This is a genomic window from Aquidulcibacter paucihalophilus (assembly GCA_030285985.1).
GTDB lineage: Bacteria > Pseudomonadota > Alphaproteobacteria > Caulobacterales > Caulobacteraceae > Brevundimonas.
Map to the genome: position 1 here is coordinate 1,921,204 of CP127384.1, position 26,733 is coordinate 1,947,936.

A 26,733-nucleotide genomic window follows, 5' to 3' on the forward strand; every position below is an offset into this window, starting at 1 on the left:
AGCTGCTGGCATCCAGCGCCCACCGACGCTGGTTCAGAGCGCGACGTCAGAACATCTCCAACAGGGCGAGGCCGGCCACGTTCCACACAATGTGTGCAGTCGCCGTCTCGCTCCATGCCCGACGAAGGCCGCCGTCGGTCCGGGCTCGCAGAAAAAGGAGCCCGAGCAGGGCGAATGCGACTCCGCGACTGAGCGCCAGCGGGGTTCCGCCGTGGGCCACGAAAGCGAGCACGGCGACAATGGTCACATAGGCCAAACCGGCTCGCGGGTTCTCCGGATTCCGGGCGAACGTCTTGGTGAGCACAATCCATATCAGCGCCATGACCACGGTTTCGGACAACGGCGTCAGGACGCCGCTGATGACCCAATCCGCGACTTGCGGTTCGAATGAGAACACACGTTCGGCAGCTTGAGACAATGCCGCCCGTCCCAGCCAGCTAGCGAACAGGAGGTTCCAGCCCAGAGTCAGGGCAAGGCAGGCGGCACCGACCGCAACCGGCCTCAATCGCACCGGGCAGGTTACGCCATCGCGCCGGGGCAGGTTCGCAACGTCCATTGCTCGTCCTCAAAGCCAGCGCCAAGCTTTGAGAAGCAAAAGGGGGCCGGTTGGTCGCCCAACCGGCCCCCTTAGTCGATCAGCAGAACGTCTTGTCGATCAGCAGCTGTAGTACATGTCGAATTCGACGGGGTGCGGGTGCAGTTGCAGGCGCATCACCTCTTCCATCTTCAGCTCGATGTAGCTGTCGATGAAGTCGTCATCCATGACGCCGCCCTTCTTGAGGAAGGCGCGGTCCTGGTCGAGGTTGTCGAGCGCTTCCTTCAGCGAGCCGCAGACCTCGGGGATCGAGCCGCGCTCTTCCGGCGGCAGGTCGTAGAGGTTCTTGTCGGCGGGCGCGCCCGGATCGATGCGGTTCTCGATGCCGTCCAGGCCCGCCATCAGCAGGGCCACGAAGGTCAGATAGGGGTTGCCCATCGGATCGGGGAAACGGGCTTCGATGCGCTTGGCCTTGGGCGAGTTGACCCACGGAATACGGATCGAGGCCGAACGGTTGCGCGACGAATAGGCCAGTTTCACCGGGGCTTCGTAGCCGGGCACCAGGCGCTTGTAGGAGTTGGTCGTCGAGTTGGCGAAGGCGTTGATGGCCTTGGCGTGTTTGATGATGCCGCCGATGTACCAGAGGCAAAGGTCCGAGAGGCCGGCGTATTTGTCGCCCGCGAACAGCGGCTTGCCGTCACGCCAGATCGACTGGTGCACGTGCATGCCCGAGCCGTTGTCGCCGAAGGTCGGCTTGGCCATGAAGGTGGCCGACTTGCCGTAGGCGGCGGCGACGTTGTGGATGACGTATTTGTAGAGCTGCAGGCGGTCGGCCATGGTCAGCAGGTCGCTGAACTTGAGGCCCAGTTCGTGCTGGGCCGGGGCGACCTCGTGGTGGTGCTTCTCGGGCTGCATGCCGAGGTCGCGCATGACGCCCAGCATTTCGCCGCGCAGGTCCTGGGCGCTGTCGGTCGGGTTGACCGGGAAATAGCCGCCCTTGTGCGTCGGGCGATGGCCCATATTGCCTTCGGAATACTCCGCGCCCGTATTGGCCGGCAGTTCGATCGAATCGTAGGTGTAGCCCGTGTCATGAGGGGCCGTGGACCAGCGGACGTCGTCGAAGATGAAGAACTCGGCTTCCGGGCCGAAGAAGACGGTGTCGCCCACGCCCGAGGACTGGACATAGGCCAGGGCCTTCTTGGCCATCGAGCGGCTGTCGCGGTTGTAGGGCTCGCCGGTGTCGGGGTTCAGCACGTCGCAGAACAGGAACATCGTCGTCTGCTGGTAGAACGGATCGATCCAGTAGCCGTTCAGGTCCGGCTTGAGCAGCATGTCGGACTCGTTGATCGCCTTCCAGCCGGCGATCGAGGAGCCGTCGAACATCGTGCCCTCTTCGAGGAACTCTTCATCGACCAGGTCGATATCGAAGGTGACGTGCTGCATCCGACCCTTGGTGTCGGTGAAACGGAGATCGACGTATTTCACGTCCTTCTCCTTGATCTCCTTGAGAATCTTTCCGGCGCTCATGTCTTGTGGATCCTGTCTGGCGGGGGAGGAAGAAAAACGGCCGTCCCTTTCGGAACGGCCGGATGGGAGGGTTATACGGCTTGCGCGCCGGATTCACCGGTGCGGATGCGGATGACGTTGAGAACGTCGGAAATGAATATCTTGCCGTCGCCGATCTTGCCGGTGCGGGCAGCGGCCTGGATGGCGTCCACGACTGAATCGACCATGTCGTCGGGAACCACGACCTCGATCTTGATCTTGGGCAGGAAGTCGATGACGTATTCTGCGCCGCGGTAGAGTTCGGAATGCCCCTTCTGGCGACCATATCCCTTGGCCTCCAGCACGGTCATGCCTTGCACGCCCGCGTCCTGGAGCGCTTCTTTTACTTCATCCAGCTTGAAAGGCTTGATGACGGCTTCGATCTTTTTCATCGGCGATCCCAGGCGGGCTATTTCGTGCCGCACACTTGGACCGCAAGGGGACATTGCATTGCACAATAAGGCAAGTGTTTTTCGTCCGGAGTCGCCATCCGTGAACGGACGCAAGTCAGGATGACCCACCCTGCCCTTCCAGACTGGCGTGGAGCCCTGCCCTGGCCGGGGGTGGATGCCCACAAACACGCGCGGGGGCGGCTGGGGGTGGTGTCCGGCAAGGCCAGCCAGACCGGGGCGGCGCGACTGGCCGCGCGGGCCGGCCTGCGGATCGGCGCCGGCCTGGTGCGTATCCTGTGCCCGCCGGATGCGGTCGCCGTCATCGCCCCGGCGATCGAGGCCATCATGCTGACCCCCTTCGGCTCCGATGAGGTCCTGGCCGAGGCCGCCGCGAACCTGGACGCCGTCGTCATCGGGCCTGCGGCCGGGGTCAATGACGCCACCCGGGCCAATGTGCGTGCCCTGGCAGAGACGGGCGCGGCGCTGGTCGTGGACGCGGACGGTCTGACGGTGTTCGAGGGCTGGCCCGACGATCTGTTCGAGGTGCTGGATCGGGATGACGTGCTGACGCCGCATGAGGGCGAGTTCCGGCGACTGTTTCCCGGCCTGCTGGAACAGGGGCGTGAGGCGGCGGCGGTCGAGGCGGCGACGCGGGCCGGTGCGGTCGTGGTGCTCAAGGGGGCCGCGACGGTGATCGCGGCGCCGGACGGACGGCTGGCCATCAACGATAACGGGACACCCTGGCTGGCGACGGCGGGCAGTGGCGATGTGCTGGCGGGCATGATCGCCGGGCTGATGGCCCAGCGGATGGACAGTTTCGACGCCGCCCGGGCGGCCGTCTGGATACACGCCGAGGCCGCGCGAGGGTTCGGACCCGGGCTGATCGCCGAAGACCTGCCGGACCGGATCCCGGCGGTGCTGGCGGCGCTTTATTCACAGGCTGTCTGAGCGCGACGCCCCGCCCGGTTCAATTCGTCACCGAAGCGGCCTATTCCGACGCAACGTCGCCGGAGCCCTGCCTTGTTGATCGTCCTGTCCCCGGCCAAGCGGCTGGATTTCACCGAAGCCGATCCCGGCCTGCCCGCCAGCGAGCGCCGCTTCCTTGAGGATACCGGCTCGCTCGCCAGGACCGCGCGCGGCCGCACGTTGGCCGAACTGCGCCAGCTGATGAGCCTGTCCGACGATCTGGCGCGGCTGAACCGGGAGCGGTTCCAGGCCTTCGACCCCGACTCGACCGACGGGGTGCAGGCGGCCTTCGCCTTTGCGGGCGACGTCTATGAGGGACTGAAGGCGCGGGAGCTGGATGCGGCCGGTCTGGCCTTCGCCCAGGACCATGTGCGGATCCTGTCGGGCCTGTACGGCCTGCTGCGGCCGCTGGACCGGATCCAGCCCTATCGGCTCGAGATGGGGACGCGGCTGAAGACCCGGCGCGGGTCCAGCCTGTATGATTTCTGGGGCGACCGGATCGCGAAACAGCTGAACGCCGACGCCGAAGGTCAGGGCCGGCGGGTGCTGGTGAACCTGGCGAGCCAGGAATATTTCGGCGCCGTCGACGCCCGGGCGCTGAAACTGCCGGTGGTCACGCCGCAGTTCCGCGAGTCGAAGGATGGCGAGAGCCGGATCATCTCCTTCTTCGCCAAGAAGGCGCGCGGCGGCATGACGCGGTTCGCCATCGACGAGCGGATCGAGAAGGCCGAGGACCTCAAGGCGTTCGATCGCGACGGCTATCGCTTTGACAAGGCGGCCTCGAGCGAGACAGAGTGGATATTCATCAGGTCGGGAAATTAATCCCGGCTGTCGCCTTCGCAAACGCGAACGGCTAGGCTGGCGACACAAGACTGACGGACGGACGAGACCCCATGTTCCAATGGCCCAAACGCGGTGACGGCGCTGAGACGGCGAACGAGCCCTTCCGCGACATCGGCGACCTGAAGGGTCAGGTGGCGGTGATCTCGGGCTCGACCTCCGGCATCGGTCTCGCCTTCGCCCGCGCCATCGCCTCGCGCGGCGGCGATGTGGTGCTGAACGGCCTCGGTGACCCGTCAGAGATCGAACGCACCCGGTCGGAGCTGGAGGCCAGCTGCGGCGTGCAGGTGCGCTATCACGCGGCCAATATGCTGCGCGGCGACGAGGTCGCCGACATGGTGGCCTATGGCAAGCACCAGCTGGGCCGGGTCGACATCCTGATCAACAATGCCGGCATCCAGCATGTCGAGGCGGTCGAGAAATTCCCGTCCGACAAGTGGGAACAGATCATCGCCATCAACCTGTCCTCGACCTTCTACGCGACGCGCGCGGCCATTCCGATCATGAAGGCCCAGGGCCGCGGGCGGATCATCAACGTCGCCTCGGCCCACGGCCTGGTCGCCAGCCCGTTCAAGTCCGCCTATGTCGCGGCCAAACACGGCGTCCTCGGCTTCACCAAGACGGTGGCGCTGGAAGTCGCGCAGGACAACATCACCTGCAACGCAATCTGCCCCGGCTTCGTCGAGACGCCGATCGTTGAAAAGCAGATCGCCGACCAGGCCCGCACGCGCGGCATGTCAAAAGAAGCTGTGCTGAAGGACGTGATCCTCGGCTCCCAGCCGACCAAGCGGTTCGTCACCACCGACGAACTGACCGGCATGATGCTCTATCTGGTCAGCGACCTGGGCGCCTCGGCCAACGGTGCCAGCTTCTCGATCGACGGCGGCTGGACGGCGCATTAGGCCGCGGGCAGTCGATGCCAATTCCCGGGATCATGGAATCGAGCGGTTCCCTGTCATTGATTGCGGCGACGCACGCTTCCCTGGACGCCGAGGAAATGGGCGGCGATCACCTGGCCGGGCACCTGGGCGTCGGCGCTCCCCCAACCTGGCCACCCGAGCACAATGACGCAGGGACCCGGGCGTGGATGCGAGCGCTCCTGCTCGCCCATCCTGACGAACCCGGCTGCGGATCCTGGTACATTCTGGCCGACGCCCGGTTGGTCGGCATCTGTGGCTACAACGGCCCCCCGGACGCCATGGGGGCGGTGGAGATCGGCTATTCGGTGATCGAAGCCGAGCAGCGCAAGGGATACGGCAGTGCCGCCACCGGCCTGCTGGTGGCGAGGGCTTTTCGGGACAGTCGGGTCATGTCCATCGCCGGCGAGACCCTGCCGGCGCTTGAGGCGTCGCAGAAGGTGATGATCCGCAACGGGTTCCGGCTGGTCGGTTCGAGAACTGATGACGAAGCCGGAGAGATACTCCGCTTCGTCCGGTCCCGCCCGGCCTAACCGACATACCCCGCCGCGCGCCGCAGACGGTCGTTGATCGCCTCGCCCAGCCCCTTTGCCGGTATCGGCGACACCGCAATCCCCGACGGCCGCTCGCGATCCGCCTCCCGCAGCCGACGGAACAGGTTGGCGGCCGCCTCGCGCAGGTCGCCGGTCGCGCTGAGGCTCCAGCGCGGATCGCCGACGCCGGGACCGAAGCCGAGCAGGATCTCGCCGGGCCGCGTCGCTTCTGCCTCGATGCGCACCGGCGCGTCCGGCGCGTAGTGCAGGGCCATGCGGCCGGGGGAGCGATGCCCCTCCCCGTCCCGGTCCAGAGGGCCGACGACGGCCTCGATCTCCTCGCGGGTGACCGAGCCGGGACGCAGCAGGGAGACGCGACCGTCCAGCACCGAGACGACGGTGCTTTCGACGCCCACGGCGCAATCGCCGCCGTCCAGCGCGGCCGCCGCGAAGGCCCCCGTCTCCTCGACGGCATCGGCGAAGGTGGTCGGGCTGGGGCGGCCCGAGCGATTGGCGGAGGGGGCGACCACCGGGCGGCCGAAGGCGGCGATGACGGCGCGGGCACGGGCGTGGCCGGGCACCCGGACGGCGACGCTGTCCAGCCCCGCCCGGGCCAGGTCGCAGACCCGGTCGCGATCCCGGACCGGGGCCACGATGGTCAGGGGGCCGGGCCAGAAGGCCTCGCCCAGGGCCCGCGCCCGGGCGTCGAATACCGCGATGGCCTCGGCCTGGATGGCGTCGGCGACATGGGCGATGAGCGGATTGAAACGGGGGCGGCCCTTGGCCTCGAAGATGGCGGCCACGGCGGTCGCGTTTCCGGCGTCAGCGCCCAGGCCGTAGACGGTCTCGGTCGGCAGGATGACGAGGCGGCCATCGGCCAGGATGCGCGCGGCCTCGGTGTCGGACACGTTCAGCCGCGTTGCGCCTGAAGCGCCACCCGCACCGTCACCTGTCGTCCGACCAGCCCGTTCCACGGCCCCGATGTCCCTATGCCGAAATCCACGCGATTCAGGACGAATGCGCCCGCCAGATGCGCCCGGTCGCCGGTCACGCGCAAGTCCACGGGAAAGGCGACCGGCCGGGTCACCCCCTTCATCATCACCCGGGCGCGCGCGGTATAGCGGTCGCCCCCGAGCGGCTCCAGAGACTGCAGATCGAAGCGGATCTGCGGATAGCGGGCGGCATCGAGGAAGGCCGGGCTGGTGGCGCGCGCCGAGGCGACGGCCGGTGACATCGCCAGCGAGGCTGACTGGACGATCACTGTGGCGCGCGTCCGGTCCGGATCGGCCGGATCGAAGACGATGTCGCCCCGCCAGTCCCCGAACCGGCCGCTGTGCGAGCCGCCGAAGGCCCGGACCGAAAGCTCGATGCGCGACGCGTCGCGGTCCACCGTCCAGGGGATGGTCGCCGCCCCGGTCAGGGTCAGCAAGGCCAGACCGGCGACAATCAGGGTGGCGACGCGCCTCACGACCGGCGCGGAATCCACGGGATCATCCGGTGCAGGACATTGTCCCGGTCGACGAACTGATGCTTCAGCGCGGCCAGGACATGCAGGGCGATCAGGACATAGAGGCCTTTCATCACCAGCTCATGGATGTCGATGATGGAGCGGAAGGCGTCCCGGCCGCCGGTGATCGGCAGCAGCGGCCAGTTGAACAGGCCAAACATGCTGAGGTCACGCCCGGTCGCGGACACCGCCGCCCAGCCGGTCAGCGGCATGGCGATCAGCAGGATGTAGAACAGGACGTGCGTCACCCGGGCCAGGACCTTCTCCCAGGGCTTCATGCCGTCCGGCAGAGGCAGGGCGGGATTGGCGAAGCGCCAGCCGATCCGCACCAGCGTCAGGATCAGAACGGTCAGCCCCAGCGCCTTGTGAATCTGGACGAATTCGCGGGAGATCGTCTGCCCCTCGGTCGCCTCATGCGCGGTTATCAGGAGCACCTGGGCGAGAATCATCGCCGCGATCAGCCAGTGCAGCATGAGCGAGACGGCAGAATAGCGATTGCGTGGTTCGGCCATGGGTCCTCGGCATATTGAACGCCCCAGACTGGACCAGCCGGACGCCGACGCCAAGGCCGCTTGCATACCGTCGCGGCAAGGCGGCATGAACGCGGATCAGAACGCCAACAAGGCCCGCTCTCCCATGACCTACCGCGCCCCCGTCCGTGATCTCGCCTTCACCCTCCAGGCTGTGGCGGGCATCGACCAGGTCGCGGCCACCGGTGCCTTTCCCGACTATGACGCCGACCTGATGGGTGCCGTGCTCGAGGCGGCAGCGCAGTTCTCCGAGGGCGTGCTCGCCCCGCTGAACCGGATCGGCGACCAGAAGGGCTCGCTCTGGGCCGACGGAAACGTGACCGCGGCACCGGGTTTCGCAGACGCCTACCGCCAGTTCGCCGAGGGCGGCTGGACCGGCCTGTCGGCGCCCGCCCATGCCGGCGGCCAGAACCTGCCCAAGGCGCTGGAGCTGGCAGCCTATGAGACGGTGCACGCCGCCAACATGGCTTTCGGCCTCTGTCCCATGCTGTCGCTGGCCGCCATCGAGGCCCTGGAGGCCCACGGCACGCCGTCGCAGAAGGAGATCTACCTTTCGAAGCTGGTCAGTGGGGAGTGGACCGGCGCCATGGTGCTGACCGAACCGCAGGCCGGTTCCGACCTGGGCGCCCTGACCAGTACGGCGACGCCGAACGGCGACGGGACCTACAGCCTGAGCGGTCAGAAGATCTACATCACCTGGGGCGACCACGACGCCACGGACAATATCGTCCACCTGGTGCTGGCCCGCCTGCCCGACGCGCCCGCGGGGCCCAAGGGGATCAGCCTGTTCCTGGCGTCGAAATTCCTGCTGAACGACGACGGCTCGCTGGGCACCCGGAACGCCTTCCGCGCGGTCGGGGTCGAGCACAAGCTGGGCATCCACGCCTCCCCCACCTGCGTGATGTCCTTTGAGGGCGCGACCGCCGAACTGGTCGGCCAGCCCAACCAGGGCCTGGCCCACATGTTCATCATGATGAACGCCGCCCGCCTCGCCGTCGGGGTCCAGGGCGTCGGTATCGCCGAGCGGGCGTATCAGCACGCCCTCGCCTATGCCCGCGACCGGCGGCAGGGCCGTTCGGCCTGGACCGGCGAGGCCAATGCCCCGATCGTCGACCATCCCGATGTGCGCCGGATGCTGGCGGTGATGAAGGCGAAGATCGCCGCGGCCCGTGCCATCTGCCTCTCGACCGGCGTCGCCGCCGATCTGGCGAAACACGCCGCGACCGAAGAGGATCGCCGTCGCTGGAAGGGCCGCGAGGACCTGTTCACCCCCGTCGCCAAGGCATGGTCGACCGACATCGGCTGCGAGGTCGCCTCCATGGGGGTCCAGATCCACGGCGGCATGGGCTTCATCGAGGAGACCGGCGCGGCCCAACACTATCGCGACGCCCGCATCGCCCCGATCTATGAGGGTACCAACGGCATCCAGGCCATCGACCTGGTGGGCCGCAAGCTGTCGCAGGACGGCGGCCAGTCGGCGCACGACCTGATCGCCGACATGAAGGCCACGCTGGCGGTGTTGCCGCGCCTCTATTCCGGCAAGCCGCTGGAGACGTTCGCCGAGGGCGTCGCAGCCGTCGAGGCAGCCACCGCATGGCTGCTGGAGCGCAAGGGCGCCGCCGACGGTGCCGCGGACGTGCTGGCGGCCGCCGATGCCTATCTGAAACTGGTCGGCGATGTCGCGGGCGGCTGGATGCTGGCGCTGGGCGCGATCCACGCGCGCGACCAGCTGGACGGCGGCCAGGGCGACCCGGCCTGGCTCGAAGGCAAGATCACCCTGTACGAAATCTATGCCGCCAATGTTCTGGCCGGCGCGGCGAGCCGGATGGCCGCCGTCCATCAGGGCGGGGCGCTGCTCGAGCGGATGAGCGCCGACGTGCTGGCGGGCTAGATCTCAATCCTCTCCCTCCCCTCACGGGACGGGAGGGGCGCTACATCAGATGTGGATCACGCGCCCATAGGCGTCCAGCGCCGCCTCATGCATGGCCTCGGACATGGTCGGGTGCGGGTAGACGATGCCGTGGATGTCTTCTTCCGTGGCTTCCATGGCAATGGCGGTGACATAGCCCTGGATCATCTCGGTCACCTCGGCGCCGATCATGTGGGCCCCGATCAGGGCACCGGTCTTCGCGTCGAAGATGGTCTTCACGAAGCCGTCGGTGTCGCCCGAGGCGATGGCCTTGCCGTTCACCTTGAAGGGGAAGCGACCGATCTTGACGTCCAGCTTCGCCTCGCGCGCGCCCTGTTCGGTGACCCCGACCGAGGCGACCTGCGGCTGGGCATAGGTACAGCCGGCGATGGGCGAGTTCACATTGGGGGTCTTGAAGCCGGCGATATATTCGGCGGCGTGGATGCCTTCGTGGCTGGCCTTGTGCGCCAGCCAGGGCGCACCGGCGCAGTCGCCGATGGCATAAAGGCCCTTCACATTGGTCTGGCAGTGGCCGTCGATGGTGATGTGGCCGCGGTCCATGTTGACGCCCAGCGCCTCCAGACCGATGCCGTCGGTGTTGGCGGTGATGCCGACCGCCGAGATGCAGACCTCGGCCTCGAGCGTCTCGGCCTTGCCGCCGGCCTCGATGGCCACCTGGACGCCCTTGCCGCCCTTCGACACCTTCGTGACCTTGCAGCCGGTGCGGAATTTCATGCCGCGCTTCTCGAACGACTTCTGGGCGGCTTTCGAGACCTCTTCGTCCTCGACCGGCATGATCCGGTCGACGGCCTCGACCACGGTCACCTCGGCACCGAGGGCGCGATAGAAGCTGCCGAACTCGATGCCGATGGCGCCGGAGCCGATGACGACGATGGAGGCAGGCATGGCCTTGGGCGCCATGGCCTCGCGATAGGCCCAGATGCGGTCGCCGTCGGCTTCGAGGCCGATCTGCGGAATGGCCTTGGCGCGGGCACCGACGGCCAGCATGACCGCCTTGGCCTCAACCGTACGCGAACCGCCCGCCTTGAGGGCGATGACGACCTTGGGCGCGGCGGTGCCCCTCTCGAGTTTGGCCGAACCTTCGATGACCTCGATCTTGTTCTTCTTCATCAGATAGCCGACGCCCGAGTTCAGCTGCTTCGCCACGCCGCGCGAGCGGGCGATGATGGCGGCGAAGTCGAAGCCGACCTTGTCCGCGGAGAGGCCGTAATCCTTCAGGTGTGAAAGACTTTCGTACTTCTCCCCGGACTTCAGCAGCGCCTTGGTCGGGATACAGCCCCAGTTGAGGCAGATGCCGCCCAGGTTCTCGCGCTCGACGATGGCGACCTTCAGGCCCAGCTGGCTGGCGCGGATGGCGGCGACATAGCCGCCGGGGCCCGAACCGATGACGATGAGGTCGAATTCAGCAGATTGAGAAGGGGTGGGCATGTCAGATCAGCTTCTCGATATCGGCCTTGATGGCCTCGGGTTCGACCTGGGGGGCGTAGCGCGCGACCACGCGGCCCTCTCGATCGGTCAGGAATTTGGTGAAGTTCCACTTGATGTCGCGGCTGCCCAGGAAGCCCTTCTTCTGGCTGGTCAGCCAGGCGTAGAGCGGATGCCGGTCGGGGCCGTTGACCTCGACCTTGTCGAACATCGGGAAGTCGACGCCATAGGTGGTCGAGCAGAAGCTGGCGATCTCGGCGGCCTTGCCCGGTTCCTGGGAACCGAACTGGTTGCAGGGAAAACCCAGCACCTGGAACGGCTTGTCCGCATACTGCCGGTGCAGCGCCTCAAGGCCGGCGTACTGGCCGGTGAAGCCGCATCTCGAGGCCGTGTTGACGATCAGCAGGGCCTGGCCGCGATACTGCTCCAGCGCCGTCTCGGCGCCGTCGATGGCCGTGGCGCGAAAGTCGTAGACCGAGGTCACACCGTGTCTCCGATCAGGCCAGCATCGTCACAGGATCTTCGATCATCGCCTTGAAGACCTGCAGGAATTTCGCGCCAATCGCGCCGTCCACCACGCGGTGATCGCAGGTCAGGGTGACAGTCATGACAGTGGCGACCGCCAGCTGGCCGTTGACCACGACTGGCCGTTGCTCACCGGCGCCGACGCTCATGATCGCGCCCTGCGGTTCATTGATGATCGAGGCAAAGGCCTTGATGCCGAACATGCCGAGGTTGGAGACCGAGAAGGTGCCGCCCTGGAATTCCTCGGGCTTCAGCTTGCGGTCGCGGGCGCGTTTGGCGAGGTCCTTCGACTCCGTTGCGATCTGCGACAGGGTCTTGGTCTCGGCCTTGCGGATGATCGGCGTGATCAGGCCGCCGTCGATCGCCACCGCCATCGCCACATCGGCGTGATGGTGCATGGCGATGCCCTCGGGCGAATAGCTGGCGTTGGCCTCCGGCACGGCCTTCAGGGCCATGGCGCTGGCCTTGATGACGAAGTCATTGACCGAGACCTTGACCCCGTCCTTCTCGAGCAGGGCGTTGACCTTGGCGCGGGCGGCCAGCAGGCCGTCGATGCGGCAGTCGATGGTCAGCGGGAAATGCGGCACGTCGCGGAAGCTGTCCGTCAGACGCCGGGCGATGGCCTTGCGCATGCCGTCCAGCGGGACGAGGTCATAGCTGCCGTCCGGAATGCCCATCTGGGCCAGCGACTGGACCTTGCGGGGCTCGCCGGAGACAGTCGGGGCCGATGCGGCGGCCGGCTTCGCAGCAGCGATCGGAGCGCCTTCGAGATCGCGCTTGACGATCCGGCCGTGCGGGCCGGTGCCCTTGACCCCGGACAGGTCGATATTGCCCTGGGCCGCCAGACGACGGGCCAGCGGCGAGGCGAAGACGCGGCCACCGTCGGCCCTGGCCGGCGCGGCGGGTGCCTTTGCCGCAACCGGGGCGGTCTGAGCCGGCGCGGACTTCGCGGGTTCGGCGCTCGGGGCGGCCTTCGGAGCGTCGGCCTTCGGAGCCGGGGCCGCGGCGCCGCCCTCGTCCTTCAGGCGCGCGATCGGCGTATTGACCTTCACGCCCTCGGTCCCTTCGGCCACGAGGATGTCGGTGACCTGGCCCTCATCGACGGCCTCGACCTCCATGGTCGCCTTGTCGGTCTCGATCTCGGCGATGACGTCGCCGGCCTTGACGGTGTCGCCGACCTTGACGTGCCATTTGGCCAGAACGCCCTCTTCCATCGTGGGCGACAGGGCGGGCATCAGGATGTCGGTCATTGCACGCTCCCGGTCGGTTCCTCGACGACGGTCGCGACGTCAGGGCCGTTCAGCACATCGGAAATGCCGGCGAGAATCTTGTTGTAGGCCTGCTTTTCGTCATGGCCATGCCGGACGTTGTAGCCGTGGGCCATGTGCTGGGCCGCCAGGGCCAGGACCTGGCCGAACTGGCGCGGGTCGTTGAAGGCCGGCTTGATCGACATGACCGGCTCGCCCTTCGACCACCAGATGCGCAGGATTTCGACCGCCTCGGCGTCGGCGGCGACGCTGGCGGGCGTCTTCAGCTGGAATTCCGGGGACTCGCTCATGCCATCACCGCCCGGACAGCCTTGATGATCTTGTCCACGCCCGGGAGCGACAGGACTTCCAGATTGGCGGCGTAGGGCAGCGGCACATCCTCCTGGTGGACACGGAGCGGCGGGGCGTCGAGGTAGTCGAAGGCGTGTTCGATCACCCGGGCCACGACCTCGGCACCGACACCCATCGGGCCCCAGCCTTCCTCGGCCGAGACCAGACGGCTGGTCTTCTTGACGCTCTCGACGATCGTCTCATGGTCGAGCGGACGCAGGGTGCGCAGGTCGACGACCTCGCAGGAGATGCCCTCCTCCGCCAGCTTCTCGGCGGCCTGCAGGGCAAAGCCGACCATGCGGCTGTGCGCCGTGATGGTGACGTCGGTGCCCTCGCGGCGGACCTTGGCCTTGCCGATCGGCAGGACGTAGTCGCCTTCGGGCACGTCGAACTCCAGCCCGTACATCATCTCGTGCTCGAGGAAGACGACGGGGTTGGGATCGCGGATGGCCGCCTTCATCAGCCCCTTGGCGTCGGCCGCGTCATAGGGCGCGATGACCTTCAGGCCGGGGACGTTGGCGTACCAGGCGGAATAGTCCTGGCTGTGCTGGGCACCGACGCGGCTGGCGGCGCCGTTCGGACCGCGGAAGACGATGCTGGCGCGGATCTGGCCGCCCGACATGTAGAGCGTCTTGGCCGCCGAGTTGATGATGTGGTCGATGGCCTGCATGGCGAAGTTGAACGTCATGAACTCGACGATCGGCTTCAGGCCCGCCATGGCGGCACCGACGCCCAGACCGGCAAAACCATGCTCGGTGATCGGGGTGTCGACGACGCGCTTGTCGCCGAACTCCTGCAGCAGTTCGCGGCTGACCTTGTAGGCACCCTGGTACTGGGCGACCTCCTCGCCGATCAGGAAGACCTTCTCGTCGCGGCGCATCTCCTCGGCCATGGCGTCGCGCAGGGCGTCGCGCATGGTCGTTTTGACCATGGGGGTGCCGGCGGGGATTTCGGGGTCGTGCAACTCGACCCGAGGCGCTGAAGCCAGGGGCGCGGCAACGGCTTCGGCGGCGGCCGGAGCCTCTGCCCTGGGCGCGGGCGCGGCGGCACCGGCCTCACCGGCCAGACGGGCGATGGGCGTATTGACCTTCACATTCTCGGAGCCTTCGGCCACGAGAATTTCCAGGACCTCGCCCTCGTCGACGGCCTCGACTTCCATCGTGGCCTTGTCGGTCTCGATCTCGGCGATGACCTGGCCGGCCGAGACGGTGTCACCCGCCTTGATGTGCCATTTGGTCAGCGTGCCCTCTTCCATCGTGGGCGACAGCGCCGGCATCAGAATGTCGGTCATGCCGAGGCCTCCACATAGACGTCGGTATAGAGCTCGGACGGGTCCGGCTCGGGGCTTTCCTGGGCAAACTGCACCGCTTCGGCGACGATGGCCTTGATCTCGGCGTCGATGGCCTTGAGGTCGTCCTCGGTCGCGCCGGCCTGGTCCAGCAGCATCTTGACGTGGTCGATCGGGTCGCGGGTCTTCTTGACCTCGTCGACCTCTTCCTTGGCCCGGTATTTGGCCGGATCCGACATGGAGTGGCCACGGTAGCGATAGGTCTTCATCTCGAGAATATAGGGCCCACCGCCTTCACGGGCGCGCTTGACGGCGCGGGCCGTCGCCTCGCGCACCGCCAGCACATCCATGCCGTCGACCTGTTCGCCGGGGATGCCGAAGCTGGAGCCGCGCTCGCTGAGCTGGGTCGTGGACGACGAGCGCTCGATGCTCGTGCCCATGGCGTACTGGTTGTTCTCGATGATGTAGATGGCTGGCAGCTTCCACAGCTGGGCCATGTTGAAGCTCTCGTAGACCTGGCCCTGGTTGGCCGCGCCGTCGCCGAAATAGATGAAGGCCACACTGTCATCGCCGCGGTAGCGGCCGGCGAAGGCCAGGCCGGTGCCCAGGGCCACTTGCGCGCCCACGATGCCGTGGCCGCCGTAGAAGCCCGTGGCGGTGTCGAACATGTGCATCGACCCGCCCTTGCCCTTGGACGAGCCGCCGATACGGCCGGTCAGCTCGGCCATGACCTCTTTCGGATCCATGCCGGCGCACAGCATGTGGCCGTGGTCGCGATAGCCGGTGATGATCTTGTCGTGGCCCTGTTTGACGCTCTCCTGAACGCCCACCGCCACGGCTTCCTGGCCGATGTAAAGGTGGCAGAAGCCGCCGATCAGGCCCATGCCGTAAAGCTGGCCCGCGCGCTCCTCGAAACGGCGGATGAGGACCATCTCGCGATAGAAGCGAAGCAGGTCCTCTTTTGACGCCGACGGCGCATTGGGAATCTTCTTGGACGCAGTCTTTGCGGCGGGGGCTTTCGCCATCCGTCATCTCCCGGCTGGGCCCACACGGCAGGGCCTCTTGTCGTTACGGAAAGGGGCTTTAGCAGCCTTCGTTCCCGAAAGGCAAAGCGCTCAAGCCGAGCTGTAACGAAAGTTCACGCACGAACGAAACCGGTTCGGATGCCCCGCATCGGACCTCAGGTCTTCGTTCGAGAATACAGGCAGAGCCTGATCTCTGATCAGGCTCGGGGCGCGGAGCCGTTTGTCGCGACCGGGGCCGAGACGCGGATGACGTAGTCGCGGGGATCAGCGAAGCCGAGGACGGCCCGGGCACGCTCTTCCAGCAGATCGCGCGAAAGACTGTCGGTGCGCAGGTAGCGGACCCGAACCTCGAGGTCGCGTCGCTGGTCCATGATTCCGGCCAGCTGCGCTTCGCGCCTCACCATCAGGGCATCGCGCTCATGGCCGCTCAGCAGGCCGCGCTGGCCCGTCAGGGCCTGTACGCCCAGATAGACGACAAGCAGCAACAGAATTGCGGAAGGGAAATACGGCTTCATCCGTTCAGGCACTGGGAACGCTCCTTCTGAGCGTGGACTCAAGATTGAGAGAGTCTGATCGAAAATGCCTAACGAACCGTAGCTTGGCCGTGAGGTTACGCCAAAAACACGAAGCCCCCTCCCCGGCGTTCAGCGGCGACAGCCGGGGCCACCGCCGCCGAACCCGACCCGGACCTATTGCTCGCCGGACGTCGACGTCGGCGTGAGCGGCAGGGAGGCCTGGGCGAAGGCGTAGCGCCAGCCGGACTCCGTGCGGATATAGGTGTCGCTGAACCAGAGCGTCCGGTCGAACGGTCCATGCCCGTTGACGCCCTTGAGCCAGAGCTTGGCGGTCACGATCGCCGTATCGCCATAGACCCGGACGGTCTGGGTGCCCGGTTCTTCGTCCTGCTGCTCATAGGTGGTCTGCCGTTCATTGGCGAAGAGCGCCTCGCGGGTGATCGCCCGGCCATCGCCGAGCATCAGCACGAAGTCCTCGTGAAGAATGCGGTCCATCGTGGCGAAATCATTGTGCTTCACCGCCAGTTGATACTCGATGTCCAGCGCGGCGACCGTGCGGCGATCTTCCTCAGGCGTCTGCGCCATGGCGGCGGACCCGACACAATCGACTGCAATCATCAAAATCCCGCTGATCAGAATTGAACGAAGGCTCATGGCCCGACTCCCCTGGTTTGAGGGCATCAGACCTAGGCACTCGCAGGAATCCGGACTTCCAGAATTTTATGGTCGGACGGTCAGGCCGCCTGGGCGTGAATCGGCGAGCGCGCATTGGCCCGGTACTGCGACGGGCTCTGTCCGAAGCTGGCCTTGAAGGCGGTGCTGAAATGCGCGTGGCTTGAAAAGCCGAGATCGAGGGCCAGGGCGGTGATGTCGTTGCTGTGGGGCAGTTCGACCAGCGCCCGGTTCAGCCGAAGACCCAGTTGATAGCGATACAGCGGCTGCCCCTCGGCGCGCGTGAAGGCCTGGGTCAGATAGACCGGAGAGACGCCGACTTCCCGGGCGATCCGGTCGAGGGTCATCCGTTCGAATCCAAAGGCGTGCAGGACTTCTTTCGCCCGATTTATGACACGCGGAATGGCGCTGACCGGATCACGAAAGCCGACCGTCAGGACCTCGCCCAGGGTCGCCACCACCGATTCCTCATCGCGCAGCGGGTCCGGCTGGTCCTGCCCGAGACGGCGAAGCTCCTGCGTACGAAGGCGGATACCGGCCGTCGTGGGCAGGCCGACACGCTGGAAGCCGGGGTGATCCCTCGGCGTCGTTGTGCCGCAAAGGTCCTCGAGCACGGCGGGCGCGGGCGTCAGGACCAGGGTGGCGTGCCCCAGCCCCTCGACAGGATGGCTGTCCGAATAGTCGCGGCCGGCGGTGACGAACAGCATGCGCTGGGCGTCGAACAGACCCATGCGGCTGCCGACCCGGAAGCCGAACAGGCCATGGTACGGCAGGGCGATCTGAAACTGGGCGGAATGGCCGGATGGTGGCTCGGACGCCGGGGCGCAGATGTCTGTGACGCGCGCAAGCGCGCCGTCATGCAGGGTGTGCCGGTAACTCACGGCCTCCCGCCTGGTCGCCCACCCTTCACCTGTCGATTCGGAGGCGTGCATCCCGAAACCTCGCCACGGCCACAACGCGCCGTGACGCATAGTCTACCGAATCCGCCGGTTTTCGTCGCGCCTGAATGGCCCTTGGTCGCACACCATCCCGCGAGACGGCGGAGACAGCGCCCGAAAGCCGCCTAGCGGTTCAGGAGCATGCCGTCGCCGAAATAGGCCCCCTGGTCACCGAGCATCTCTTCAATGCGGAGCAGCTGGTTGTATTTGGCCGTGCGATCCGAACGGGCCAGCGAGCCCGTCTTGATCTGTCCGCAGTTGGTAGCGACGGCGAGGTCGGCGATGATCGAATCCTCGGTCTCGCCCGAACGGTGGCTCATGACAGCGGTGTAGCCGGCGCGGTGCGCCATATCCACAGCATCCAGAGTTTCGGACAAGGTCCCGATCTGGTTCACTTTCACCAGAATAGAGTTGGCCAGCCCCTCGCCGATCCCGGCGGCCAGACGCGCGGGGTTGGTGACGAACAGGTCGTCACCGACGATCTGGCAGCGGTCGCCCAGACGCTCGGTCAGCAGCCGCCAGCCATCGAAATCATCCTCAGCGCAGCCGTCCTCGATCGAAACGATGGGGAAGCGTTCGCACAGGTCGGCGAGGTAGTTGACCATGGCCTCGGCCTCGAGCGTCTTGCCCTCCCCGGCCATGACGTATTTGCCGTCCTTGAAGAACTCCGTCGCCGCGACATCGAGCCCGAGGTGGAAGTCCTCGCCCGCCAGATAGCCGGCGGCCTGACCGGCGCGGGTGATGAAGCTCAAGGCCTCTTCGGCCGAGGCCAGGTTGGGGGCGAAGCCGCCCTCGTCGCCGACATTGGTATTGTGTCCGGCGTCCTTCAGTTGCTTGCGCAGGGCGTAGAAGATTTCCGAGCCCATGCGCAGGGCCTCGGAGAAGCTGTCCGCCCCGGTCGGCAGGATCATGAACTCCTGGATGTCGATCGGATTGTCGGCATGGGCGCCGCCGTTGATGATGTTCATCATCGGGGTCGGCAGGATGCGCGCCGAGACGCCGCCCAGATAGCGGTGCAGCGGCAGGCCGGAGGAGATGGCGCTGGCCTTGGCGACGGCAAGGCTGACGCCGAGGATGGCGTTGGCGCCCAGCCGACCCTTGTTCTCGGTGCCGTCGAGGGCGATCAGGGCCTCGTCGATGCGGCGCTGGTCCTCGGCGTCCATGCCGCTGAGGGCGTCGAAGATCTCGCCGTTGACGTTGTCGACGGCCTTGCCGACGCCCTTGCCGCCCCACAGGTCCTTGTCGCCGTCGCGCAGTTCCACGGCCTCATGGGCGCCGGTCGAGGCCCCCGAGGGCACGGCGGCGCGGCCGAAGCTGCCGTCATCGAGGATCACATCCACCTCGACCGTCGGATTGCCGCGGCTGTCGAGGATCTGGCGGGCGACGATGTCGGCGATGTCGGTCATGGGTGTGCTCTTCTGTCGGGGACTGGGCGGGGTTTAGCCCAACCCCCGCAGAATCGCCAACCGTCAGGCGCAGCCTTCGACGTACTGGATGCTCGGCCCGCCCGCGGCCACGTGTTCGGCCGTGCCGTCCGTGCCGATGTGATAGGCGATGCCCCGCGCGGCGGGGTTCTGGACGTAGCCGGCGGAGCCGCCGACGCTCCAGGTCGTGATGTATTCCGCCGGGGCGGCGGAATATTTGTGCGGCGTAGCGGTCGCCGTCGGGCCGTAGGCGGCCTTGATCGCCGTGGCCGTATCGCCGACGCCGAAGCCCTTGTCCGTCTTCAGGGTCGCGCCCCGGTCCAGCCAGATGCTGGTCAGGACGCCCTGTTCAATCATGACCCTCAGGCCCGTCGGGGCGCGGGCCGGATGGAAGGTGTCGCAGGCGGCCGGGTCAGGACCACCGACCGAGCCGGGGCTGGAATCGGCCCCCAGGGCCGTCTCGACCTCGGCGCGGGTCATGCCGATACGGAGCGGCCCGAAGCCCTGGGACGTCAGCACGTTCGCGGCCGGGACGGGCGCGGGGACCGGCGCAGGCTCGGGGGCCGGGGCCGGAGCGGTGTCAGGCGCGCCGCAGGCGGCGAGCGCGAGGACGGCGGTGGTGAGCATCAGGCGGCGGATCATGGCGCAACTCCGTTGGGTGGGAGGTACAACGCACGAAAACGGCGCGCGGTGCACCGCGCGCCGTTATTCAGCTTCGTCCCGGCCCGGCCTTCGCGCGTCGCGCTCCGTCGGCCGGGATGAGGAGGTTCTAAGGCCTAGTCTTCCTTGGGCGTCAGGACCTGGCGGCCGCGGTAGGTGCCGGTCTTCAGGTCGATGTGGTGCGAGCGGCGCAGCTCGCCCGTGTCCTTGTCCTCGACGTGCGGGTTGGAGCCCAGCGAGTCGTGCGAGCGGCGCATGTTGCGACGCGAGGGCGATACTTTGCGCTTCGGAACGGCCATGTCCGTCTCAATCTTCTCAAGGGTGGCGCCGGCGGAGGCGCGAAAACAACAGCGGCGGCCCGAAAGAGCCGCCTGCGAGGGCGGGCTTATGCCTCAACCCGGCCCGGAGTTCAAGCGGGAGCTTGTCCGGTCGCCCCGGAAGCCCGATCCGTCCGCGACACGGCGTAGAAGACGCTGTCCTTCCAGACGCCGCCGACGTTCCAGGTGCGCTCGCCAAAGCCGGTCCTGACGAACCCCAGCCGCTCCAGCAGGCGAATCGAGGCGGCGTTCTCCGGGTCGACGTCGGCGGTCAGGGTCTCGATGTCCCGGGTCCCGAAGACATGGTCGACCGCCGCCCCCACGGCCTCGGACGCCAGCCCCTGCCCCCAGCAGTCGGGATGCAGGATGTAGCCGACGTCGGGCAACCTCCAGAATCCCGCCTTGCCGATCACCCGGCCGTCCAGCTCGATGACGAAGTCGGGATGGTCGGGGCCATTGGCGATCATGGCGTCCAGCCACGTCCGGCTCTCGTCCAGCGTCTCGTGCGGGGGCTCCGACCACCAGAGGGTGGCACGGGGGTCCGACAGCACGGCGTGCATGGCCTCCAGATCGTCCGGCCGGGCGGAGCGCAGGATCAGGCGGGGCGTGCGGATCTCCACCGGCTCAGGCCAGTCCATGTTCCATGACGACGAAATACAGGTCGTCACGTTTGGGCAGGCCGAAACGCGGGTTGCCATAAGGGAACGGCAGGGTCTCGCCCGTCCGTTGATATCCGAGCCGTTGGTACCAGGCGATCAGGGTCTCGCGCTGGGGGAGGACCGAGATGCGCACCCGACGGGCACCGAAGCGTTCGGCCAGCGCAGCGTGGGCGGCCTCGACCAGTCGGCGGCCCAGACCGCCCCCCTGAAGCGTCGGGCGGATAGACAGCATGCCGAAATAGCCCATGCCTTCGCCGCGGTCCGCAATCAGGATGCAGCCGACCAGCTCATCGTCGCGCCAGGCCGTCAGCAGGGCCTGCGCCGGATCGGCCAGAATGTCGGCGAGGTCATCGGGATCGGTGCGCTGGCCGTCCAGCAAGTCCGCCTCGGTGGTCCAGCCGGCGCGCGAGGACTCGCCGCGATAGGCGCTCTCGATGAGGGCATGCAGGGCCGGAATATCCGCCGGAGCGGCGTCACGGATCGTGATCTCAGTCATGGGCCAGCATTTCGCTGACCGCCTCGCCGATCGCAAGGGAGCTGGTCAGACCGGGGCTTTCAATGCCGAACAGGGCGACCAGTCCGTCGAGGCCATGAAGATCGCGGCCGTGCAGCTGGAAGTCCGGCTGCGGCTCGCCCGGTCCGTGCAGTTTCGGCCGGATGCCGGCGTAGTCGGGGGTGAGCGCACCGTCCGGAAGGCCGGGCCAGAAGCGGCGGATGTAGCCCTCGAACTCGGCGGCCTTGGCGGCGTCGACCGCATAGTCTTCGGTTTCGACATAGACGAGGTCGGGCCCGAACACGGCCTGACCGCCCAGGTCCTTGCGATAGTGGGTGCCCAGCGCGCCGTGGATGGGCGGTGGATAGATCAGCCGCTCGAACGGCGCCCTTCCGGTCAGGCGGAAATAAACCCCCTTGCCGAAATGCCCCGCCGGGATGCGGTCTTCCGGATAGCCTTCGATCCGGGCCGCCACGGCCTGCGCGGCGAGACCCGGCACGGTGACCAGGAGGCGGGTGGTCAGGGTCGCCCCGCCCTCCCCGCCCGCTGTGAGGGTGAAGCCGCCGCCGGGCAAGGGCTGCGCCCGTTCGAACGGGGTGGAGACCACCACCGAACCGCCCGCCTCAACGATCTCGCCTTCCAACGCCAGCATATAGCCGTGACTGTCGAAGACGCCGCTCTCGGGCGACAGGATGGCGGCGTGGGCGTTCAGGCCCGGCTCCAGCGCCTGCGCCTGGGCGCCGGTCAGATGTTCCAGTCCTTCGACACCGTTGGCCGTCGCCTGGACGAAGATAGCCTCGATCCGCTCGACCTCGGCCGCGTCGGTGGCCACGACCAGTTTGCCGCATTTGCGGAAATCGACCTTGTGGCTGTCGAGGAAGGCGTAGAGCGCCCGCCGCCCCTCGACGCAGAACCGTGCCTTCAGCGAACCGGTCGGATAATAGAGGCCGCCGTGGATGACCTCGGAATTGCGCGAGGACACGCCCTGACCGATGTGGGGTTCCTTCTCCAGCACCAGCACCGACAGGCCCCGCTTCGCCAGCGCCCGGCCGCAGGCCAGGCCGACCGCGCCGGCCCCCACCACCGTCGCGTCGAAGTCGAAGCTCACCGCCTGGCCGTGGAAGATTGGGGTCCGTAGAGTTTCGCCGCCCGCGCCTCGAAACAGCTCATCAGCTTGCTGACGGCGCGGTCGAAATTGGCGTGCAGCATGCCGTCGAGCAGTCGCGACTTGAAGGCGAAGTCGATCATGAACTCGACCCGCGTCCCGGCCGGATCGGGGAAGAATTCCCAGCGGTTCTTGAGGTGCCGGAACGGCCCGCGGATCAGGCCGACCTCGACCATGTCGCGGTTCCGGTCATGCCGCACCCAGGTCGAGAACCTTTCCCTGAGGAAGGAGAAGCCCACGGCCGCCTCGGCGTCGACCAGGCTGACACCGGCCCCCTCCTCGCGCGGGCTCCAGGTCCGCATGGCGGTCACCCAGGGCACGAACTCGGGATAGGCGCGCACATCGGCGACCAGACCGGCCAGCTGGGCCGGCGTGTACGGCAGGATTTTGGTGACGCGGTGGACGGCCAAGCGCGGCTCAGCGTCCGGTCTGCGCCAAACGCGCCGCCCTCAGCCGGGCGAAGTCGTCGCCGGCGTGGTGCGAGCTGCGGGTCAGGGGCGAGGACGACACCATCAGGAAGCCCTTGGCGCGGGCGATGGCCTCATAGGCCTTGAACTCGTCCGGGGTGACGAAGCGGTCGATGGCGGCGTGTTTGCGGGTCGGCTGGAGGTACTGGCCGATGGTGATGAAGTCGACGCCGGCCGAGCGCATGTCGTCCATCACCTGCATGACCTCTTCGCGGGTCTCGCCCAGGCCGACCATGATGCCGGACTTGGTGAACTGGTTGGGGTCGCGTTCCTTGACCATCTGCAGCAGGCGCAGGCTGTGGAAGTAGCGGGCTCCGGGCCGGATCTTCAGATACAGCCGCGGCACGGTCTCGAGGTTGTGGTTGAAGACGTCCGGGGTCGCATCGATCATCACCTCGGCCGCCCCGTCCTTGCGCAGGAAGTCGGGCGTCAGGATCTCGATCGTCGTGTTCGGCGCCTGGATGCGGATCTGGCGAACCACTTCCGCGAAATGGGCCGCGCCGCCGTCGGAGACGTCATCCCGGTCCACGCTGGTGATGACGACGTGATTCAGGCCCAGCTGCGCCACGGCCAGACCGACCTTGGCCGGCTCTTCCGGATCCAGCGGCTGGGGCAGGCCCGTCTTGACGTTGCAGAAGGCGCAGGCCCGCGTGCAGGTGTCGCCCATGATCATCAGGGTGGCGTGCTTCTGGCTCCAGCACTCGCCGATGTTCGGGCAGGCCGCCTCCTCACACACGGTGACGAGGCCCTTGTCCTTCACGATGGCCTTGGTGGCATTGTACTGGCCCGAGCCGGGCGCCTTGACGCGCAGCCAGTCGGGCTTCTTCAGCACCGCCGTCTCGGGCCGGTTCTGCTTCTCGGGGTGACGCAGTTCGGCCGGCGTCTTCGTCAGGGTGTTGATCAGCGTAACCAAGGCGACGCGGGCTCCGGAGCGGTGCGGAACCGCTATGTCGTCCTTCCGCGGGGCGAAGGCAAGGCGGGCCGGCTCCTCACGCGAGGTAACGCACCTTTTCAAGGCGACGCGGCCGCCCTAGTCTGACCGCTGAACATAAAAAGGGCGCGGGACAAACCGCAGCCGCACGGAGGATGGACTTGCGCGTACCCCTGGATCCCCGTCACGTTGAGGAAACGGTTTTTGACGCCCTCATCTCCGCCCGGGAAAAATTCGGCGACAAGGAAATCCTTGAGGACATCGACCGGAATCCGCTGACCTACACCGGGCTGATCCGCTCCGCTTTTGTGCTGGGCCGCAAGATCGCCGCGATGACCGAAGTGGGTGAGCGGGTCGGCATATTGCTGCCCTCCAGCTCTGGTGTCGTCGTCACCTATTTCGGCCTGCATGCGCATGGCCGGGTGCCTGTGATGCTGAATTTCACGTCCGGTCAGGCCAACATCAAGGCGGCGATCAAGGCCGCCGGGCTGAAGAAGGTCCTCTCCGCCAAGCGGTTCATCAACCAGGCCAAGCTCGAAGACCTGATGGAGGAACTGGGCAAGGTCGCCGAGATTGTCTGGCTGGACGATATCCGCAAAACCATCGGACTGCAGGACAAGGCCTATGGCTTGCTGGCCGGCATGCTGCCCAGACAATTCAGGGTCAGGACCGAACCATCCTCGACGGGCGTCATCCTCTTCACCTCCGGGAGCTTCGGCGCCCCCAAGGGCGTGGTGCTCAGCCAGTGGAATCTGGTCTCCAACTGTCGGCAGGGCTCCCAGCATATTGACCTGAAGCCGGAGTGGGTGATGTTCAACCCGCTGCCGACGTTCCATTGTTTCGGACTGACGGGCGGGGTCATGCTGCCGCTGCTGAACGGCATGAAGGCATTCCAGTATCCCTCGCCGCTGCACGCAAAACAGATCGTTGAGCTGCTACCCGAGGTGAAGGCCTCGATCCTGTTCGCGACCGATACCTTCCTGAACCAGTATGCCCGGGTCGCGTCACCCGATGATTTCGACACCCTGGAGTTTGTGGTCGCCGGCGCCGAGCGCGTGCGGCCCGAGACCCACCACCTGTTCAACACCCGCTTCCACGGCCTCAAACTGCTCGAAGGCTACGGGGCGACCGAGGCGGCCCCCGTTGTGGCGATCAACCACCCGGACCGGAACCGGCCGGGGACGGTCGGCCAGATGATCCCGGGCATGGAATGGCGGCTCGATCCGGTCGAGGGCATTCCGGACGGGGGGCGGCTTTTCCTGCGCGGGCCGAACGTGATGCAGGGATATCTGTCGCCGAATGACCCCGAGGTCGTCGAACCGCTGCCCGGCGGCTGGCACGACACGGGCGACATCGTCGACATCGACAAGGACGGCTATGTCTCGATCCTCGGCCGGATCAAGCGGTTCGCCAAGATCGGCGGCGAGATGGTGTCCCTGACCGCGGTCGAGGGTCTGGCCAGCGCGGTCTGGCCCGAGGCGCGGCACGCCGTGGTCTCGATCCCCGACGCGCGCAAGGGCGAGAAGCTGGTGCTGGTCACCGACCGCCGGGACGCCGACGTCGCCCGTCTGGCCGAATGGGCCCGCAGCCACGGCGCGCCCGAACTGGCCGTTCCCAAGAAGATCATGCGCGTCGCCGAGGTGCCCGTGCTGGGCACCGGCAAGACCGACTATGTCCGCATCCAGCAGATGGCCGAACTGGAGAAGGCCGCCTGACGGACGAGCTCTTGACTGCAACAGTAACAGTTTCAATATGACGAACGGTCCGAGCCGGGCCGGTGACGGAAGGAACTGACCATGAGCCTGTTTTCCAAACTCGATCCCCATGCCGACAAGGCGCTGGCGGGGCTGCGCATCGTCTCCGGCCTGATGTTCATGCAGCACGGCGCGCAGAAGATCTTCGGCTTCCCGGCCCCCGCCATGGGTCCGTTCGACATCGCCAGCCAGATGGGCGTCGGCGGCGTTCTGGAGCTGGTCGGCGGGGCGATGATCGTCCTCGGGCTGTTCACCCGACCGGTCGCCTTCCTCATGTCAGGCATGATGGCCGTGGCCTATGCCCAGTTCCACTGGCAGTTCGGTGGCGCGTCCTTCTTCCCGATGGTCAACCAGGGCGAGCTGGCGGCGCTGTACTGCTGGGTCTTCCTGTATCTCGCCTTTGCCGGACCGGGCACCTGGGCCCTGGACCACGTCCTGAAGCGCAAGACCGACCTCGCCTAACCGATCCGCACGCCCGTCATCGAGATTGAACCGCCCTCGATGACGTCGTTGAAGAAGCTGACGTCGTCGCCCGGCCTGCGCTGGGCGGCGACGTAGAGCAGCGGCAGATAGTGTTCGTCGGTCGGGACGCTCATCTGCGCGTCCTCCGCCAGCCCGACCCAGTCGATCAGGGCCTCGTCGTCGCCGCGCAGCAAGGCCGCCTTGACCGCTTCATTGAAGCCTGAGGCCCAGGGGTAGGCCTCTCCGCCGGCCCGCTTCCAGGTCCGCAGATTGTGCACGAAGTCACCCGAGCCGGCGATGACGATCCCCTCGTCCCGCAGCGCCGTGAGGCGTTTCGCCAGCGTATGATGACCGCGCGCTTCGAGGCCGCGGTCCAGCGACAACTGGACCACCGGAACATCGGCCTTGGGCCAGACATGGGCCAGCACCGACCAGGTCCCGTGATCGAGGCCCCACTGCGTCGTCGGCGTCGCTCCCGTCAACGTGGCGACCCGCGCGGCCAGCTCGGGTGAGCCCGGCGCCGGGTATTGCATCGCATGCAGTTCGTCAGGGAAGCCTCCGAAATCGTGAAGGGTTTCGGGCTTCGACTGCACCGTCACGGCCAGGCCGTTCGTCTCCCAGTGGGCCGAGACCATGACCACGCCCCTCGGCTTCCCGACGGCTTCGCCGAGCGCGCGCCAGGCGTCGGCGTAAGGCCCGCCGAGAGCGTTCATCGGGGAA

31 protein-coding genes are annotated in these 26,733 nt (G+C 67.0%); 7 read left to right on the forward strand and 24 right to left on the reverse strand.

Going from position 1 to position 26,733, the window contains the following annotated elements:
* Nucleotides 1-46: 46 nt before the first annotated feature.
* The 3 genes from KB221_09360 to KB221_09370 all read right to left on the reverse strand — a co-directional run bounded on the left by KB221_09360 (nucleotide 47) and on the right by KB221_09370 (nucleotide 2,472).
* Nucleotides 47-556, reverse strand: a complete 510-nt coding sequence (locus tag KB221_09360) for a hypothetical protein (protein WIY68310.1) — start codon at nucleotides 554-556, stop codon at nucleotides 47-49.
* Between the two features lie 99 nt (nucleotides 557-655).
* Nucleotides 656-2,062 carry a type I glutamate--ammonia ligase gene (gene glnA / locus KB221_09365; GenBank protein WIY68311.1) on the reverse strand — a complete coding sequence of 469 codons (1,407 nt, stop codon included), beginning with the start codon at nucleotides 2,060-2,062 and terminating at the stop codon, nucleotides 656-658.
* Between the two features lie 71 nt (nucleotides 2,063-2,133).
* Nucleotides 2,134-2,472, reverse strand: a complete 339-nt coding sequence (locus tag KB221_09370; GenBank protein WIY68312.1) for a P-II family nitrogen regulator — start codon at nucleotides 2,470-2,472, stop codon at nucleotides 2,134-2,136.
* Between the two features lie 120 nt (nucleotides 2,473-2,592).
* On the opposite strand from KB221_09370, the gene KB221_09375 reads away from it, so the two are divergent.
* From KB221_09375 to KB221_09390, 4 genes are all read left to right on the forward strand, one after another.
* Nucleotides 2,593-3,420, forward strand: a complete 828-nt coding sequence (locus tag KB221_09375) for an NAD(P)H-hydrate dehydratase (GenBank protein ID WIY68313.1) — start codon at nucleotides 2,593-2,595, stop codon at nucleotides 3,418-3,420.
* A 72-nt stretch (nucleotides 3,421-3,492) separates the two neighbouring features.
* Nucleotides 3,493-4,260, forward strand: a complete 768-nt coding sequence (gene yaaA / locus KB221_09380; protein ID WIY68314.1) for a peroxide stress protein YaaA — start codon at nucleotides 3,493-3,495, stop codon at nucleotides 4,258-4,260.
* A 71-nt stretch (nucleotides 4,261-4,331) separates the two neighbouring features.
* Nucleotides 4,332-5,180 carry a 3-hydroxybutyrate dehydrogenase gene (locus tag KB221_09385; protein WIY68315.1) on the forward strand — a complete coding sequence of 283 codons (849 nt, stop codon included), beginning with the start codon at nucleotides 4,332-4,334 and terminating at the stop codon, nucleotides 5,178-5,180.
* Nucleotides 5,181-5,365: 185 nt separating this feature from the next.
* On the forward strand, nucleotides 5,366-5,728 hold the full coding sequence (locus KB221_09390) for a GNAT family N-acetyltransferase (protein ID WIY68316.1): 363 nt from the start codon (nucleotides 5,366-5,368) through the stop codon (nucleotides 5,726-5,728).
* Here the strand turns inward: KB221_09390 and KB221_09395 are convergent.
* Genes KB221_09395 through KB221_09405 form a run of 3 tightly spaced genes read right to left on the reverse strand, consistent with a single transcriptional unit; the run spans nucleotide 5,725 to nucleotide 7,747 of the window.
* Nucleotides 5,725-6,642 (reverse strand): L-threonylcarbamoyladenylate synthase, encoded by a 918-nt coding sequence (locus KB221_09395; protein WIY70898.1) that lies wholly within the window; start codon nucleotides 6,640-6,642, stop codon nucleotides 5,725-5,727. The genes KB221_09390 and KB221_09395 overlap by 4 nt on opposite strands.
* On the reverse strand, nucleotides 6,639-7,214 hold the full coding sequence (locus KB221_09400) for a YceI family protein (GenBank protein WIY68317.1): 576 nt from the start codon (nucleotides 7,212-7,214) through the stop codon (nucleotides 6,639-6,641). Before KB221_09400 ends, KB221_09395 begins: the two co-directional genes overlap by 4 nt.
* On the reverse strand, nucleotides 7,193-7,747 hold the full coding sequence (locus tag KB221_09405; protein ID WIY68318.1) for a cytochrome b: 555 nt from the start codon (nucleotides 7,745-7,747) through the stop codon (nucleotides 7,193-7,195). The genes KB221_09400 and KB221_09405 overlap by 22 nt, the downstream gene beginning before the upstream one ends.
* A 124-nt stretch (nucleotides 7,748-7,871) precedes the next feature.
* On the opposite strand from KB221_09405, the gene KB221_09410 reads away from it, so the two are divergent.
* Nucleotides 7,872-9,656: an acyl-CoA dehydrogenase gene (locus KB221_09410; GenBank protein ID WIY70899.1), complete on the forward strand. Its 1,785-nt coding sequence runs from the start codon at nucleotides 7,872-7,874 to the stop codon at nucleotides 9,654-9,656.
* 45 nt (nucleotides 9,657-9,701) lie between these two features.
* On the opposite strand, the gene lpdA is transcribed toward KB221_09410, so the two are convergent.
* The 17 genes from lpdA to lipA all read right to left on the reverse strand — a co-directional run bounded on the left by lpdA (nucleotide 9,702) and on the right by lipA (nucleotide 23,779).
* Entirely contained in the window at nucleotides 9,702-11,123 is a 1,422-nt protein-coding gene (lpdA, locus tag KB221_09415) for a dihydrolipoyl dehydrogenase (GenBank protein WIY68319.1), read from the reverse strand.
* Between the two features lies 1 nt (nucleotide 11,124).
* Complete coding sequence (locus KB221_09420; GenBank protein ID WIY68320.1) at nucleotides 11,125-11,604, reverse strand: glutathione peroxidase; 480 nt, start codon at nucleotides 11,602-11,604, stop codon at nucleotides 11,125-11,127.
* 13 nt (nucleotides 11,605-11,617) lie between these two features.
* A complete protein-coding gene (locus KB221_09425; GenBank protein ID WIY68321.1) occupies nucleotides 11,618-12,895 on the reverse strand; it encodes a pyruvate dehydrogenase complex dihydrolipoamide acetyltransferase in 1,278 nt (425 codons plus the stop codon).
* Nucleotides 12,892-13,203 (reverse strand): DUF5076 domain-containing protein, encoded by a 312-nt coding sequence (locus tag KB221_09430; protein ID WIY68322.1) that lies wholly within the window; start codon nucleotides 13,201-13,203, stop codon nucleotides 12,892-12,894. Before KB221_09430 ends, KB221_09425 begins: the two co-directional genes overlap by 4 nt.
* A complete protein-coding gene (locus tag KB221_09435; GenBank protein WIY68323.1) occupies nucleotides 13,200-14,534 on the reverse strand; it encodes a pyruvate dehydrogenase complex E1 component subunit beta in 1,335 nt (444 codons plus the stop codon). Before KB221_09435 ends, KB221_09430 begins: the two co-directional genes overlap by 4 nt.
* Entirely contained in the window at nucleotides 14,531-15,556 is a 1,026-nt protein-coding gene (pdhA, locus tag KB221_09440) for a pyruvate dehydrogenase (acetyl-transferring) E1 component subunit alpha (protein WIY68324.1), read from the reverse strand. Before pdhA ends, KB221_09435 begins: the two co-directional genes overlap by 4 nt.
* Before the next feature lie 197 nt (nucleotides 15,557-15,753).
* Nucleotides 15,754-16,083: a septum formation initiator family protein gene (locus tag KB221_09445; protein WIY68325.1), complete on the reverse strand. Its 330-nt coding sequence runs from the start codon at nucleotides 16,081-16,083 to the stop codon at nucleotides 15,754-15,756.
* A 162-nt stretch (nucleotides 16,084-16,245) separates the two neighbouring features.
* Nucleotides 16,246-16,725 carry a nuclear transport factor 2 family protein gene (locus tag KB221_09450; protein WIY68326.1) on the reverse strand — a complete coding sequence of 160 codons (480 nt, stop codon included), beginning with the start codon at nucleotides 16,723-16,725 and terminating at the stop codon, nucleotides 16,246-16,248.
* Nucleotides 16,726-16,805: 80 nt separating this feature from the next.
* Nucleotides 16,806-17,624 (reverse strand): AraC family transcriptional regulator, encoded by an 819-nt coding sequence (locus tag KB221_09455; GenBank protein ID WIY68327.1) that lies wholly within the window; start codon nucleotides 17,622-17,624, stop codon nucleotides 16,806-16,808.
* Nucleotides 17,625-17,806: 182 nt separating this feature from the next.
* Complete coding sequence (eno, locus tag KB221_09460) at nucleotides 17,807-19,087, reverse strand: phosphopyruvate hydratase (protein ID WIY68328.1); 1,281 nt, start codon at nucleotides 19,085-19,087, stop codon at nucleotides 17,807-17,809.
* Between the two features lie 63 nt (nucleotides 19,088-19,150).
* Nucleotides 19,151-19,747: a hypothetical protein gene (locus tag KB221_09465; protein WIY68329.1), complete on the reverse strand. Its 597-nt coding sequence runs from the start codon at nucleotides 19,745-19,747 to the stop codon at nucleotides 19,151-19,153.
* A gap of 134 nt (nucleotides 19,748-19,881) precedes the next feature.
* The gene (gene rpmF / locus KB221_09470) at nucleotides 19,882-20,064 is read right to left on the reverse strand and encodes a 50S ribosomal protein L32 (GenBank protein ID WIY68330.1); all 183 of its coding nucleotides are present in this window, start codon (nucleotides 20,062-20,064) and stop codon (nucleotides 19,882-19,884) included.
* 110 nt (nucleotides 20,065-20,174) lie between these two features.
* A complete protein-coding gene (locus KB221_09475; GenBank protein WIY68331.1) occupies nucleotides 20,175-20,720 on the reverse strand; it encodes a GNAT family N-acetyltransferase in 546 nt (181 codons plus the stop codon).
* The gene (locus KB221_09480; protein WIY68332.1) at nucleotides 20,707-21,237 is read right to left on the reverse strand and encodes a GNAT family N-acetyltransferase; all 531 of its coding nucleotides are present in this window, start codon (nucleotides 21,235-21,237) and stop codon (nucleotides 20,707-20,709) included. The genes KB221_09475 and KB221_09480 overlap by 14 nt, the downstream gene beginning before the upstream one ends.
* Nucleotides 21,230-22,342, reverse strand: coding sequence for an NAD(P)/FAD-dependent oxidoreductase (locus KB221_09485; protein ID WIY68333.1), 1,113 nt, complete (start codon nucleotides 22,340-22,342; stop codon nucleotides 21,230-21,232). The genes KB221_09480 and KB221_09485 overlap by 8 nt, the downstream gene beginning before the upstream one ends.
* Nucleotides 22,339-22,809 carry a type II toxin-antitoxin system RatA family toxin gene (locus KB221_09490; protein ID WIY68334.1) on the reverse strand — a complete coding sequence of 157 codons (471 nt, stop codon included), beginning with the start codon at nucleotides 22,807-22,809 and terminating at the stop codon, nucleotides 22,339-22,341. The genes KB221_09485 and KB221_09490 overlap by 4 nt, the downstream gene beginning before the upstream one ends.
* 7 nt (nucleotides 22,810-22,816) lie before the next feature.
* Nucleotides 22,817-23,779, reverse strand: a complete 963-nt coding sequence (gene lipA / locus KB221_09495; protein WIY68335.1) for a lipoyl synthase — start codon at nucleotides 23,777-23,779, stop codon at nucleotides 22,817-22,819.
* A gap of 173 nt (nucleotides 23,780-23,952) precedes the next feature.
* On the opposite strand from lipA, the gene KB221_09500 reads away from it, so the two are divergent.
* The gene (locus KB221_09500; GenBank protein WIY68336.1) at nucleotides 23,953-25,512 is read left to right on the forward strand and encodes an AMP-binding protein; all 1,560 of its coding nucleotides are present in this window, start codon (nucleotides 23,953-23,955) and stop codon (nucleotides 25,510-25,512) included.
* An 81-nt stretch (nucleotides 25,513-25,593) separates the two neighbouring features.
* A complete protein-coding gene (locus tag KB221_09505) occupies nucleotides 25,594-26,013 on the forward strand; it encodes a DoxX family protein (GenBank protein ID WIY68337.1) in 420 nt (139 codons plus the stop codon).
* Here the strand turns inward: KB221_09505 and ygiD are convergent.
* On the reverse strand, nucleotides 26,010-26,726 hold the full coding sequence (gene ygiD, locus KB221_09510; protein WIY70900.1) for a 4,5-DOPA dioxygenase extradiol: 717 nt from the start codon (nucleotides 26,724-26,726) through the stop codon (nucleotides 26,010-26,012). The two genes, KB221_09505 and ygiD, sit on opposite strands and share 4 nt — an antisense overlap.
* Between the last annotated feature and the right edge of the window lie 7 nt (nucleotides 26,727-26,733).